The sequence below is a fragment of the Actinokineospora spheciospongiae genome (assembly GCF_000564855.1).
Lineage (GTDB): Bacteria > Actinomycetota > Actinomycetes > Mycobacteriales > Pseudonocardiaceae > Actinokineospora > Actinokineospora spheciospongiae.
Genome location: NZ_AYXG01000103.1, coordinates 77,254 through 90,524 on the forward strand (window position 1 = coordinate 77,254; position 13,271 = coordinate 90,524).

General features: G+C 74.8%; 10 protein-coding genes. 2 read left to right on the forward strand and 8 right to left on the reverse strand.

What is annotated here, in order from left to right; all coding sequences use genetic code 11:
* Positions 1–46 precede the first annotated feature (46 nt).
* The 4 genes from UO65_RS14890 to UO65_RS14905 form a co-directional block, all read right to left on the reverse strand.
* A complete protein-coding gene (locus tag UO65_RS14890; RefSeq protein ID WP_035282975.1) occupies positions 47–1,300 on the reverse strand; it encodes a CoA transferase in 1,254 nt (417 codons plus the stop codon).
* Positions 1,297–1,989: a hydrogen peroxide-dependent heme synthase gene (hemQ, locus tag UO65_RS14895; protein WP_035282977.1), complete on the reverse strand. Its 693-nt coding sequence runs from the start codon at positions 1,987–1,989 to the stop codon at positions 1,297–1,299. The genes UO65_RS14890 and hemQ overlap by 4 nt, the downstream gene beginning before the upstream one ends.
* A gap of 67 nt (positions 1,990–2,056) precedes the next feature.
* Entirely contained in the window at positions 2,057–3,295 is a 1,239-nt protein-coding gene (locus UO65_RS14900; protein ID WP_035282979.1) for a helix-turn-helix domain-containing protein, read from the reverse strand.
* Positions 3,296–4,325: 1,030 nt separating this feature from the next.
* The gene (locus UO65_RS14905; protein ID WP_035282981.1) at positions 4,326–5,063 is read right to left on the reverse strand and encodes a maleylpyruvate isomerase family mycothiol-dependent enzyme; all 738 of its coding nucleotides are present in this window, start codon (positions 5,061–5,063) and stop codon (positions 4,326–4,328) included.
* A 41-nt stretch (positions 5,064–5,104) separates the two neighbouring features.
* On the opposite strand from UO65_RS14905, the gene UO65_RS14910 reads away from it, so the two are divergent.
* Positions 5,105–6,040 (forward strand): MerR family transcriptional regulator, encoded by a 936-nt coding sequence (locus UO65_RS14910; protein WP_035282983.1) that lies wholly within the window; start codon positions 5,105–5,107, stop codon positions 6,038–6,040.
* A gap of 182 nt (positions 6,041–6,222) precedes the next feature.
* On the opposite strand, the gene hemG is transcribed toward UO65_RS14910, so the two are convergent.
* Positions 6,223–7,695, reverse strand: coding sequence for a protoporphyrinogen oxidase (gene hemG / locus UO65_RS14915; RefSeq protein ID WP_052021186.1), 1,473 nt, complete (start codon positions 7,693–7,695; stop codon positions 6,223–6,225).
* Between the two features lie 4 nt (positions 7,696–7,699).
* Positions 7,700–8,794 (reverse strand): uroporphyrinogen decarboxylase, encoded by a 1,095-nt coding sequence (hemE, locus tag UO65_RS14920; protein WP_035283040.1) that lies wholly within the window; start codon positions 8,792–8,794, stop codon positions 7,700–7,702.
* Between the two features lie 274 nt (positions 8,795–9,068).
* On the opposite strand from hemE, the gene UO65_RS14925 reads away from it, so the two are divergent.
* Entirely contained in the window at positions 9,069–9,632 is a 564-nt protein-coding gene (locus UO65_RS14925) for a DUF3000 domain-containing protein (protein WP_035282985.1), read from the forward strand.
* Positions 9,633–9,651: 19 nt separating this feature from the next.
* On the opposite strand, the gene UO65_RS14930 is transcribed toward UO65_RS14925, so the two are convergent.
* Together UO65_RS14930 and UO65_RS14935 are read right to left on the reverse strand one after the other, a co-directional pair.
* Positions 9,652–10,656, reverse strand: coding sequence for an asparaginase domain-containing protein (locus UO65_RS14930; RefSeq protein WP_035282986.1), 1,005 nt, complete (start codon positions 10,654–10,656; stop codon positions 9,652–9,654).
* A 114-nt stretch (positions 10,657–10,770) separates the two neighbouring features.
* Positions 10,771–13,188, reverse strand: coding sequence for a M14 family zinc carboxypeptidase (locus UO65_RS14935; protein ID WP_411431360.1), 2,418 nt, complete (start codon positions 13,186–13,188; stop codon positions 10,771–10,773).
* Positions 13,189–13,271: the final 83 nt, after the last annotated feature.

Genomic DNA, 13,271 nt, shown 5'->3' on the forward strand with positions numbered 1-13,271 from the left:
GCACGGGGGGCGGCCCACCCGGACCGGGTGGGCCGCTCCCGCGCTGTCACCACCACTGGGCCGGGTCGGCACCCGGCGTGCGGGGAGCGCTGTCCCACCGCGGCGGCGACCCGGGCAACCCACCGGGGACCCGCACGTGCCGGAGCCGCCCGAACGCGCTGTCCACCTCGGACAGGTACGCGTCCACCGGGCCGCCGTGCTCGGTCGAGTCGATCCGGCCCAGGCCGTCGAGCCAGTGCGCGGTGCGGGCCAGCGAGACCCGCACGTGCCAGGTGCCGCCCTCGACGGCCCGCCTGCGCAGCGCGGTGATCACGCCGAACGCGGCCAACCAGCCGGTGCCGTGGTCGAGGGCCTGCGCGGGCAGCGGGACCGGCTCGTCCGCCCCGGCCGCGATGCCGGTGGCCAGTTGCACCAGGCTGTCGAACCCGCGCCGGGTCCGCCACGGTCCACTGTGGCCGTAGGCGCTCAGGCTGACCAGGATCGCCCCCGGCGGCAGGTCGCGCTCACCGAAACCCTTGGCGGCCAACGAATCCGGTCGGAAGGACTGGACCAGGACGTCGCCGTCGGCCAGCAGCGCGCGCAGCACCGCCCGGTTCTCCTCGGCGCGCAGGTCGAGGTGGGTGGTGCGCTTGCCGAACCCGGTGTCCACGGCCAGCGGGTGCGCGGTGGGCAGGTGCGCGGCACCCACGTGCAGCACGTCGGCACCGTGCGCGGCCAGCGTGCGCCCGCACACCGGGCCCGCGATGACGTGGGTCAGGTCGAGCACCCGCACGCCCGCGAGCGGCCGGTCGGCCCTGGGCAGCGGGCGCGCGGACCCGTCGCCGACCCGGTCCACCGCCACCAGCGGTTCGGCCGCCACCGCGACCCCCTGCGGGTGCCCGCGCCACCGCGCGGCGGGCCGCAGCGCGGCGGCGGCGCCCCCGGCGGCCAGCACCAGGTCGGCGACCTGCTCGGCCGGGCGCCGCAGCACCCCGGCCGCGACGTCGTCGCCGAGCACCGACCGCGCGGCCGCCTCGTGGTGCGGGTGGTTGCAGTGCAACCGCACCCAACCGTCGGCGGCCCCGTAGTCGCCCGACAGCGGCGCCCACACCGGGCCGGGCGAGGCGCCGTCGACCAGCAGGTGCCGCTCACTGCGGAACGACTCCACCGCGTGCAGCAGGTCGACCGACACCGGACCGGGGTCGGTGCCGCGCTCGCGCAACAGCTCGGCCGCCGCCCCGGTCACCCGCCGCACGCACCAGGCGGCGGCATGGGCGACCCGGAACGGGCCCGCGACGACGCGCTCGCCCGCGCCGGTCACGGCAGGTTGGTGACCAGCTCCGCCGGGGGCACGCGGGTGCCGGTGTAGAACGGGACCTCCTCGCGCACGTGCCGCCGCGCCTCGGTGCCGCGCAGGTGGCGCATCAGGTCCACGATGCGGTGCAGCTCGTCGGCCTCGAACGCCAGAATCCACTCGTAGTCGCCCAGCGCGAACGAGGCCACGGTGTTCGCCCGCACGTCGGGGTAGTCCCTGGCCTCCTTGCCGTGGTCGGCGAGCATCCGGCGGCGGTCCTCGTCCGGGAGCAGGTACCACTCGTAGGACCGGACGAACGGGTACACGCAGATGAACTTGCGCGCCTCCTCACCGGCCAGGAACGCCGGGATGTGGCTGCGGTTGAACTCCGCGGGCCGGTGCAGCGCCACCTGGCTCCACACGGGCGTCGACGCCCGGCCCAGCGCGGTGCGGCGGAAACCGGTGTAGGCGGCCTGCACGTCTTCGACGGCCTCCGCGTGCCACCAGATCATGTAGTCCGCGTCCGCCCGCAGCCCGGCAACGTCGTACACCCCGCGCACCACCACCCCCTTCCCCTCCAGGGCGTCGAGGTACTCGGTGGTCTCCGCGGCGGCGTCCGCCCGGTCCTCGGGCAGCGTGCCCGCGTCGACCCGGAACACCGACCACATGGTGTACCGGATGGTGTCGTTCAGCTCGGCGTAGTTGAGGCGCGACATGCGCCCATCGTCGCACTCCCCCGACCCGGCCCGCCGCCCCAGGTGGCCAGGATCGCCACCGCGGCGCTCAGCGCTCGTCGAAGAACCGCGCGGCCTGCTCGCGGATGCGCTTGAGCCGCTTGGAGACCGGGCTGTGACTGCGGTAGCCCAGGATGCCCGCCACCTCGGTCAGGTTGGTGTAGCCGCTGCGCAGGAGCACCACGACCTGCCGGTCCCGCTCGTCGAGCAGGGCCATGAAGTCGCCGAAGACCACCCGGTCCTCGACCTCGGTCTCCGGCCCCTGCACCGGGATGGTGTCGGTCAGCTCCACGAACCGCACCTTGACCTTCGACCGCTTCCGGTAGAGCTTGCGCTCGAAGTCCTCCCTGGCGAAGGTCCACCGCTCGCTGAAGTCGTCCTCCACCCGGTTCGCCCGCACCGCCTCCAGGATTCCGCGCAGCCTCCCGTCGTGGTCGGCGGCCTCCACCGTGCGCACCACGGTCTCCGCCGCGTCCTCCTCACCGCGCCACAGGTCGGCGCCCACCCGCGGGTTCGCCAGCACCACGTCGTCGGTCAGGGTGCCGTCGGCCAGCGGCAGGGGCACGGCCGGGACACCGTTGTCGACCACCGGCAACCCGCGCAGGATCTCCTGCATCACCCGCGTGATCGGGGGCAGCCAGAAGTCCAGGTTGTGCGCCAGCAGCCGGATCGGGTCGACGGGGGTGAACCCGCTGATCGGCGAACCCGGCATGAGGTGGCGCCACACGGTCGCCGCCCACGCGCGCGACAACCGCGCCTCGAAGTCGGCGGGCAGGTACCGGTCGACGCTGCTCGACTCCGCCAGGAACGGCCACTGCCCGCTGCCCAGCAGCGGCAACCCGTGCCGCTCCACGGCGCGGCGGGGCAACAGGTGGAACAGCGGCGCGTACTCGTGGTACCGGGTCCTGGTGCGCGGGATGAACATGACGTTCGCGTCCCCGCTCCCGGCCACCCGCCGCAACTCGACCGGCAGCTCGTCCGTGCCGACGAGCAGCCCGCGGTACTGGGCGGCCTCCCACAGCAGGTTCCACTGCGAGATCGCCCCGGCCAACTCCAGGCTGTCCGCGGCCACCACCGGGACCGTGACGTACTCCGGGGGCTTGGGGTCCCTGGCCCGGATGACCGCGCGGAACAGCGACCCGGCGGAGAGGTTCCACAGCCGGGGGTACTCGTCGGGGGTCGCCCGCTCGGGGTCTTCGAGCAGGTCCTCGCGCCGCAGGGCCTCGATCTCGTCATCGGACAGCAGGGGGTCGTCGGTCATGCTCACGTCCTCGGCGGGGGTGCTCATAACACCTTCACGACAACCGACCCCGATTCCGTTCCCGTTCCCGTCCCAATCGAACACTGCCCCTGTGGACAACTGTTCGACAGCCCCGGGGGATCGGGGCAAGCTCACAGCGGGCCACGAACCCGTGACAGGACGAGCACCGATCTGAGACCCGCAGGAGGAGAAACGAAACAGAATCACAACTGCACAGCGAGTCGTGCGCGCGGATGCCCCGGCCTGTGGGCGGTAACCACCGAGCCGCCGCAGCCCGCCAGGCATCGCCGCGCCACCCGGCGGAGCCCCGGACGGCCCGGGGGCGCGGCACTGGGCGAGACGCACCCGGCGGCGGGGTGTGGCGCATCACCCGACGGGAGCCCCCGGCCGATCACACACGGCGCCACCTGGTGCGGCACCACCGGGCGAGGTGCGTCCATGCCCGGCGGGCAGGGCGCCACCGCACCAGGCGCACCCGGTCGGCGAGGTCCACCACAACCCGGCCAGCCAGGTTGCGGCACCACCAGGCGAGGTGCGTCCATGCCCGGCGGGCAGGGCGCCACCGCACCAGGTGCACCTGGTCGGCGAAATCCACCACAACCCGGCCAGCCAGGTTGCGGCACCACCAGGCAAGGCGGGTCCATGCCCGGCGGGCAGGGCGCCACCGCACCAGGCACACCCGGTCGGCGAAATCCACCACAACCCGGCTAGTCAGGTTGCGGCACCACCAGGCGAGGTGCCTCCATGCCCGACGGGCAGGGCGCCACCACACCGGGCACACCCGGTCGGCGAAATCCACCACAACCCGGCCAGCCAAGTTGCGGCACCACCAGGCGAGGCGGGTCCGGGCGAGGCGGGTTCCGGCAGTGGTGCGCTGGGCGCATCGCGGTCCGGGTGGCCCTGCCCTGGGGTCCGCCGCTTCGCCGGTGTGCCCGGCGATCGGGTTCTGCCACGTGCCTGCCCGGTGGACCGGGACGGGGCCGGGAACGTCGGCGGGGTGGTGCACCGTGCGCCGCATCGGTGCGCACGGGCCTTGCGCTTCGGAACGGTACCGCGCTCACGCCGCCGTGTGCGCCAGCCAGTGGTCGGCCAGGGCGCGGTCGCCGGTGATGGTGATCCGACCGGCAGGCAGCCGCCGGGTGAGCACCAGCAACAGGTCCCCGACGGGGCCTGCCAGTGTCGCGTCCGCGGTGTCCGCGGCACGTGCCCACCGCACGCCTTCGGGGGTGCGGGTGACCAGCCAGCCCGAGCCGGTGTCGGGGTGGACCAGCAGGGTCTGGCCGGTGCCGCGCAGTACTGAGAAGGCCGGTTTCAGCGTTGGCGCGACCGGGTCGGACAGCACCTCCAGCCACTCGCTGATCGCGTCGGCCGCGAGGTCCGGCGCCACCTCGAACGCGGTGCCCGTGGCGAGCGCCGCGTCCGCGTGGTGCACGGTCGTGTCGTGGAGCATCCGCCGCAGCCAGAACGTCGCCGGTCGCGGGCCGAAGAAGGTCCACACCGGACTCTCGGCGGCGGTCAGCACCGCGTCGGTGAGGTGCGCGGCGCCTTCGTGCAGCCAGTCGGACCACCCGCCGGGCGAGCCGGGGTCCGCGTCGAACGGGTCCGGCACCGGGGTCGGCCCGGACCGGATGACGTCCGCCGCCCAGCGGTGCGCCTGGCCGATGTGTCCGACCAGCACCCGCAGCGGCCACTCCGGGCACGTGGGCACCCGGGCCTCCGGGTCGGCGCCGGTCACCGCCTCCGCGAACCCGGCGGTGTGCTCGTGCAGTCCCTGGGCAAGTCGCGCGGTTTCCATGGTCGTACCGTAGGAACTCCACTCGACTGGAGATTCCACCGATGGTGACCGGCGACACACTCGGGATCGGCGACCTGGCGCGGCGGACCGGCGTGCCCGTCCGCACGATCCGCTTCTACTGCGACGAGGGGCTGCTGGCGCCCGCGCGCAGCGTCGGTGGGCACCGCCGGTTCGACCCGACCGCGGTCGGCCGCCTGAACCTGGTGCGGCGGCTGCGCGGGCTCGGGCTGGGCCTGAAGTCGATCACGGACGTCCTCACCGGGCAGCGTTCCCTCGCCGACACCGTGGCCGCCGAGCGCGCCGCGCTCGACCGCGAGGTGGCGGCGCTGGCCTGGCGGCGCTCGGTGCTCCGCGCGGTCGAGGAGGCGCCGCCCACCGACCGCGCCGCCCGGCTCGAACTGCTGTGCGCGGTGGCCGACGGGTTCGCCGCGCACGACGTCCTCGTCCGCCTCTGGCGCCCGATGACCACCGGCCCGATCCCACCGGACACGGCCCGCATGTTCCTCGACATCAGCGCGCCGCGACCGCCGGAGCTGCCGACCCCGGCTCAGGTCGTCGCGTACGCCGAGCTGGTGCTGCTCGCCACCGACCGCGCGCTGGCCACCCGGCTGCGGGCCAGCACGCTGGTCGACCACGACCGCATCGCCGACCTCGGCGCCCTGCACGCCGCCGTCGGCGCGGCCTGCGAGCTGGCGTTCCCGCAGGTGGCGGTCGGAGCTCGGCCGCAACCGGGTCCCGCACTCGACCTGTTCGTCGCGGCCCACGCCGCCGCGCTGGGCACCGGCGACACCCCGGGGTTCCGGCGCGCGCTGAACCGCCGCACCGCCGCCGACCGGCACCCGCGGTTGCGCCGCTACTGGCACCTCGCAGGCGAGATCACCGGCGAACCCGCGCCGGTCGGTGTCACGCACACCTGGCTGCTCGACGCCCTGGACCGCTCGGTCAGCCGAGGCTCCCCGGCCGCGTCGGCGCCCTGAACGACACGAACAGGTCGAACCCGCACTCCCGCTCGGGTACCGCACCCCGCCCACCGGCACCGCGACGACCGACGCGTGGTCATCCGACCGCGAGTCACCGCGGGGAAGGCGTTCAGCGAGGACGGGCACCGCTCGTCGCCGACAGTGCGGGCGAGGCAGGCCCGGCAGACCAGGCCGCCGCGTCAGCGGGCGGGGTGGACCCGGGTGGCGAGGTGTGCCGCGATCCGGTGCGCGGCGGCGTCGCCCGTGGCGACGCACGCGGGGATGCCCACTCCGTGCAGGGTTGCGCCTGCCACGGCGAGGTCGGGGTGGTGGGAAACCGCGCGTTCGATCTCCTCGACCAGCCCGGTGTGCCCGACCGCGTACTGCGGCAGCCCGCCACCCCAGCGGGTCACCGCGGCGTCGACCGGTGGGGCGGTGACCCCGGTCAGCTCCACGAGGTCGGCGCGCACCAGCCGGACCAGTTCGTCGTCGTCGGCGTGCAGGGCACCGGGGTCCCCGTGCCTGCCCACGGACCCGCGCACCACCACGACGTCGCGGTCGGCCAGGTGCGGCCACTTGGTCGCGGAGAAGGTGAAGGCCTTCACCGCGAACCGGGTGCCGTCGAGCCGCCGTTCGCCCGCGCCGAGCAGGACCCCGGAGGTGCCGGGCAGTTCGGCGCCCCCGGGCAGCGCCACGGCGACCACGGCCATCGAGGCGACCTCGACCCGCCCGTAGGCGGCGGAGGCGGCGGGCACCGGTTCGGCCAGCAGGCGCCGCGCGGCGGGTGCGGGCACGGCCAGCACGACCGCGTCCACGTCGAGCACCGGGTCCTCGGGGGCGTGTGCCGGGGTCGCCGCGCCCAGGTGCAGCCGCCACCCGTGCTCGCGGCGTTCGAGCGCGCGCACCGGGACGCCCAGCCGCAGGTCGGCCGCGGCGGAGTCGACGAGCCGGTCGACGAGGGTACCCAGGCCGGTGGCGACGGTGCCGAAGACCGGTCCCCCGGTCGGCACCGGGGTGGCGGTGGCAGCGGCGGCGGTCAGCGACGGGGCGCCGTCGTCGAGGGCCTTGGCCAGGCCGGGCATGGTGGCGCGCAGGCCGAGGCCGTCCACGCTGCCCGCGTAGACACCGCCGAGCAGCGGGTCGACCAGCCGGTCCGGCAGTTCGTCGCCGAAGCGGTCGCGCAGCAGGGCGCCGAGGGCGGCGTCGCCGTCCCAGTCGACCGGTGGCAGCCCGGGTTCGGCGGCGACGCGGCGCGCGCCCTCGTCGGTGAGCAGGTCGGCGACGGCGTCGGCGGCCGTGGGCACCCCCATCACCGTGCGGCCGGGGATCAGCCTGGTGACCCCGCCCGCGCGGACGGTGGACCGCGCCTTGGCCGGGTGCACGACCTGGTCGGCGAGGCCCAGCTCGGTGAGCAGGTCGGTGACCTCCGGCCTGCGCGCCAGGTAGGCCTCCGCGCCCACGTCGTACCGCACCCCGCCCACCTCGGCGGTGCGCAGCTTGCCGCCCACCCGGTCGCCCTGCTCGACGACGACGACCTCGGCGGCCGGGCCGAGCAGGGCGCGCAGCCGGTGCGCGGCGGTGAGCCCGGAGATCCCGGCCCCCACCACGGCGACCCGCGGCGCGCGCCCCGCTCCGCCGGTCGCGCCACCGGGCCCACCGCGACGGCCGGTCACCGGGTCACTTCCCGGGGGTGAGGGTGTGCAGGTAGGTGACGAGGCGGGTCAGGACGTCCGGGTCGGTGTCCGGCAGGACCCCGTGCCCGAGGTTGAAGACGTGGCCCGCGGCCGCCCGGCCCTCGTCCACGATGCGGGTCGCCTCGCGCCGGACGACGTCGTCGCCCGCGAAGAGGGTGGCCGGGTCGAGGTTGCCCTGCACGACCACACCGCCCCGGCCGGTCTCGGCCTCGACGCGGCGGGCGGCCTCGTCCAGCGGGGTGCGCCAGTCGACGCCGACGACGTCGGCGCCCGCCTCCCGCATGGCACCGAGCAGGGCACCGGTGCCGACGCCGAAGTGGGTGCGCGGCACGCCCGCGTCCGCGAGCCCGCCGAGGACCTTGGCCGAGTGCGGCAGCACGTACTCGCGGTAGTCGCGCGGGGACAGCGCCCCGGCCCACGAGTCGAAAAGCTGCACGGCGTCCACCCCGGCGGCCACCTGCGCGCGCAGGAACGTCAGCGCGATGTCGGCGAGCCGGTCGAGCAGCGCGTGCCAGGTCCCGGGGTCGGCGTACATGAGCGCCTTGGTCCGCTCGTGGTTGCGGCTCGGACCGCCCTCGACCAGGTAGGAGGCCAGGGTGAACGGCGCCCCGGCGAACCCGATCAGCGGCGTCTCCCCCAGCGCGGCGACCAGCAGCCGCACCGCCTCGGCCACCGGCTCGACCTGCCCGGCGTCCAGCTCGGGCAGCCCGGCGACGTCGGCGGCCGAGCGGATCGGCTCGGCCACCACCGGCCCGGTGCCCGCCACGATGTCCAGGTCCACCCCGGCCGCGACCAGGGGCACCACGATGTCGCTGAACAGGATCGCCGCGTCCACGTCGTGCCTGCGCACGGGTTGCAGCGTGATCTCCCGGACCATCTCCGGGTCGAAGCAGGCGGCCAGCATCCCGGTCCCGGCCCGCAGCTCCCGGTACTCCGGCAGCGACCGCCCCGCCTGGCGCATGAACCACACCGGCACCCGCCGGGGCACACCCCCACGAGCGGCCACCAGGAACGGAGCGTCCACGAGTTCCCGGCGGCAGGCAGCGGGCGCCGAGGCCGGGTGAATGAGTTCAGTCATCGCCTCCCCATCGTCCCACGCCCGCCCGCCCCGCTCTGCGCGGAGGTCCCCCACCACCAGCGGCACTGCCCGGCCCACCGGGTCTGCCTGCTGTTGAAAAGCCGAACTTGCGCGCCCCCCGCCGGCATTCGACCGCGCACGACGAGAAGACCGTTGCTCCTGTGACAAAGGGGACAGATGGTGCACAGTTGTACTGACGGTGGTGGAAACGGGCCGGGGGCGCTCGGCGCGGCGTACGACCTCACCGACTCGGGTGGTCCTACAGTTACCAGTCGTGACCGGAACGTCGACTGCGCCTGAGTTGTTCGTCCAGGCTGTCGAGGCGCTGAAGTCATTGCGGCCTCGGGCCGAACTGACGCTGGCCGAGGTGCGGCCCCCGCAGCGGCTGGCACCGTACGCGTTCGCCCTGACCGCCGAGGCCACCGGCCCCGCCGACGTGCACGCCACCGGCAGGCTCATCCTCCTGCACGACCCCGACGGCCAGGAGACCTGGGACGGGGTGCTGCGGTTGGTCGCCTACGTCCGCGCCGAACTGGACGCCGAACTCGCCGACGACCCCCTGCTGCCCAACGTCGGCTGGTCCTGGCTCACCGACGCCCTGGCAGCCGCCGAGGCCGACTTCACCGCCCTGGGCGGAACGGTCACCGACACCTCCTCAGCCCGCTTCGGCGACATAGCGGGCCCCGCCCGCACCGACGACCTGGAACTGCGCGCCTCCTGGACCCCCCGGAGCCCCGACCTGGCCCCCCACGGCGAGGCCTTCTGCGACCTGATGGCCAGCGTGGTCGGCCTCCCCCCGGTCGGCGTCACCCTCTTCAGCCAACGCCACGGCGACTGACCACCAGGCTCAAGCCCGCTCACAGACCGGCGAAGTAAGCCCTGGCCGCGGCAACACCCCCGCCAGAGGCAAGAGCGGCCATGAGCGCCACCCGCGCCTGAGCAGGCCGCAACCCGCAGGCACTGATCGCACCGACCCGCCCGGCCAGGTCCACCGCGTCCATCCCCAACACCCCGGGCGGCCCACTCACAGCCGACGAAGCCACCTCCCAACCCGCGAACCCCGTCGAGTGCGCCCGGGAGGCCACCACCACCGGGATGTCCCACGACAGCAGCTCCCGGATCGGCATCAGCAGCTCCACCGGCACGTTCCCCCGCCCGGTCCCCTCGACCACCACCCCGAGCGCCCCCGCGTCGGTGACCGCGGTCAGCAGCGAGGTGGGCATCCCCGGGTACGTCTTGACCAGTGCCACGTTCGTCTCCGGCAGGTCGGTGATCACCGGCGGCCGGGGTGGTGCCCCGCCGGTGAGCACGACCCGGCCGCCCGCGATGTGGCCCAGGCGCGGGTGCGGTGCCGAGGTGATCGATGGCGAGCGGGTGGTGTCGGCGAGGTGGGCCCGGCGGGCGGCGTGCAGTTCCCCGTCCAGGCACAGGACCGCGCCGAGGCCGGGGGTGACCGGGTCGGCCGCCGCGGTGAGGGCGGCGGCGAGGTTGATCGGGCCGTCGGTGGCCGGGTCGTCGAGGCAGCGGGTGGCGCCGGTGAGGACGACCGCGCCCAGGTCGGCGGCGGGGCCCAGCAGGACGTCGGTGAGGAAGGCCGTTTCCTCGATCGTGTCGAGGCCGTGGGTGATGACCACGCCGTCGTAGCCGTCGTCGAGGAGGGCGCTGCGGGTGCGGCGGGCGAGCAGGAGTTGGGTGCCGGGGCTGGTGTCCCAGGAGGGTTCGGCGCGCACGTCCTCCACCTCGGTGCCCTCGGGTGCGGCGACGCGGGTCAGGAGTTCGGCGCCGTCGGCGATGCGGGGCGGTGAGCTGTGGCGGAGCTGGGCGAGGGTGTCGCCGGTGGCCAGCAGGAGGAGGCGGGGCATCAGGTGTTCCCCGCCCCGGCGTCGAGCGGGCGGGCGTTGATCTCGGGCAGGGGGCACCTCCGGGCGACGGGCTGGCACCCCACATATACCCCTGCGGGGTGCCAGCCCGTGGCCTCAGCGGCGCTTGCCCGCCCGCGCCGTGCCGGAGCAGACCTCGCCGACGTCGACCGTCTGGCCCCGGTCGACGTAGACGTCGGCCAGGCCGACGATCCGGCCGCGCTTGTCCGCGCAGGTCAACTGGTAGGGCTCCTTGGGCCCGTAGGTGGCGGGGACCGGTGAGGCGAACTCCACCCGCAGGCCGGTGTAGTCGTCCGGCGCGGTCGGGTCCGCCTGGTCGTAGTTGACCAGCACCGCCGTGTAGTCCCCGGCGGGCGGGTCGTAGAGCACGGCGTTCTCCGCGGTGGTGCCGCCGCTGGCCGAGGAGGAGACCAGGTTGCCCGCCGCGTCGTAGACGTAGAGGTCCCAGTCGGTGTTCTCGGTGGCCCAGCTCGTGGAGACGGTCAGCTTCCCGTTGTCGACCGCGGGCAGGCCGTCCACGTGGAACGGGATGACCTCGGCGGTGGGGTCGTTCGGGAAGTCCTGGTTGCGCGGCGGGACGCCGGGCGGGTTGGCCAGGGCGATGGGGGCCTGGGCGGGGCCCTTCGGGTCGCGGCCGTAGCGGCCCGCGACGTAGGGGCGGGTGGACGGGTTGACCGCCCAGCTGAACCGGCCGCCGGTGGAGTCCAGCGAGGAGGTCAGCGTGTCGGCGACGTACAGCGGCGGTCCGACCGTGCCGTCGGGGTTGAGCACCGGCGAGGTGGGGGTCTGGAACGCCTTGCGCAGGGTCAGCCGGTGGCCCTTGGGCGCGGAGCCGACGAGCGTGGAGTGCGCGGCGGGGTCGGCGGCGTTGCCCAGCATGTCCAGGAACGCCTGCCGGTTGCCGCCCTTGCCCGCGCCCGCCGCGGGGGCCAGGCCCGCGTACTCGGCGACGACACCGGTCTCGAACGGCGGGTGGAACTCGGTGCTGCCGATCTCGAAGGTGAAGCCGAAGCCGCCGGTGGCGAAGTACGACCAGTCCTCTGTGGAGCCGGTGGTGTCGTAGAGGGCCCAGGACGGCTGGCTGGTGTAGCCGTTGCGGGAGGCCATCCGGTCGCCGAGCGCCTTGTACACCGGTTCGTCCAGCGGCGGGCGGACGGCGGCGACGCCGGGGACGCGCAGGACCAGGTTCGAGTAGGTGTGCAGGGTGATCAGGTTGGTGACCTGCCGGGTGGAGACGAGCCAGCGGACGTTGCGCGTCTCCGGCTCGGAGAACGGCCCGCTGCCGCGGAAGGTGTCGCTGCTCCAGTTCGCCGACGCGCCCGCGCCACCCCAGAAGCCCGCGTAGTTGCGGTTGGGGTCGGTGCCGCGGGTGCGACCGGCGGGGTTGGCCGCGCACACACCGGTGCGGAATTGCGCGGGCGAATCGTTGACATTGCAATTCTTGCGCTTCATCTCGTAGTCGAAGCGGCTGAAGTCGCCCTTGGGCTCGGCCTCGCGGGAGATGGAGAAACCGTCGACGTTGACGACGGGGACGACGATGTTGCGGGTCTTGCCGACGAGGGCCTTGGTCGCCCCGCCCGCCTTGTAGCCGTTGACCAGTTCGACGGCCCACTCCATCGCGTGCTCGCCCGCGGGCCACTCGCGGGCGTGGTGCACGCCCATGACCACGTTGACCGCCTTGCCGTCGTTCGGCGCGTCGAGGCCGGTGGCGATCTCCAGGCCGACGACGTCGCGGCCCTCCCAGCTCGGTTCGGGCAGCGTGAAGGCGCGCACGAGCCGGGGGTTGGCCCGCGCCAGCTCCTTCGCCTCGAACTGGTAGTCGTAGAGGTGGCGGTAGCTCGTGCGGCCGGACGGGAGCGCCGACCGGGGCGCCTTGGCGGCGTAGGCCCGGTCCTGCCGGGCGTTGGCCACGGACTTGGCCGAGAGGTCCGCCTGGACGACGCTGCTGCGCAGGCCGCTGTCGGCGAGGGTCTTGCGGTCGGCGTCGTCGGCCAGCACGACCTCGACCCCGGTGGCGTCGGCCTTCTCGGTGACGTCGAGGTCGAGGCCGAGCAGGGTGTCCTTGTCCGCCTTGGTCGGCGTCTGCACCCGCACGACCTGGGCGGCGCTCGGGCCGCCCTGCGGGGTCAGCGCCAGGAAGTCGACGCCGAGCTTCACCGTGCGGGTCGAGCCGCCGTAGCGGCAGGCCTGCACCAGCAGCTTCTGCCCCGCAGCGACGAACCCCTCGGCGAGTTCGACGTCGCGCAGCCCGGCCGACGCGGCCAGCACCGCGCCGCTGACCTGGTCGAACACCGCCAGGTCCCAGTCGCCCGCGCCCGCGGCGGCCGCGGTGAGCCGGGCTTGGAGCAGCCCGTCGACGCCTGCGGTCACCTCCCGCCGGTCGACCCCCCGGGTGCCCGGCGGCAGGGGCTTGGCGAAGCAGGAGCGGGCGACCGCCTGGTCGGCCCGCAGGATGTTGTCCGCCGCGGTGGCGGTGGTGGCCGCGACCGTGCTGAGACCGGCGACCAGCGCCAGCCCCAACCCGACCGCGAGGCCCGTCCGCCCGCGCCTGACCGATGCCCTCACTGCGCACTCCCCTCCGGAGCCCCGGGTCCGGT

Coding starts and splice junctions, on each gene's coding strand:
- UO65_RS14930 (WP_035282986.1), bottom strand. CDS start 10,656: ATGCCCCGCCTCCTCCTGCTGGCCACCGGCGACACCCTCGCCCAGCTC.
- UO65_RS14905 (WP_035282981.1), bottom strand. CDS start 5,063: ATGGAAACCGCGCGACTTGCCCAGGGACTGCACGAGCACACCGCCGGG.
- hemE (WP_035283040.1), bottom strand. CDS start 8,794: ATGACTGAACTCATTCACCCGGCCTCGGCGCCCGCTGCCTGCCGCCGG.
- UO65_RS14910 (WP_035282983.1), top strand. CDS start 5,105: ATGGTGACCGGCGACACACTCGGGATCGGCGACCTGGCGCGGCGGACC.
- UO65_RS14900 (WP_035282979.1), bottom strand. CDS start 3,295: ATGAGCACCCCCGCCGAGGACGTGAGCATGACCGACGACCCCCTGCTG.
- hemQ (WP_035282977.1), bottom strand. CDS start 1,989: ATGTCGCGCCTCAACTACGCCGAGCTGAACGACACCATCCGGTACACC.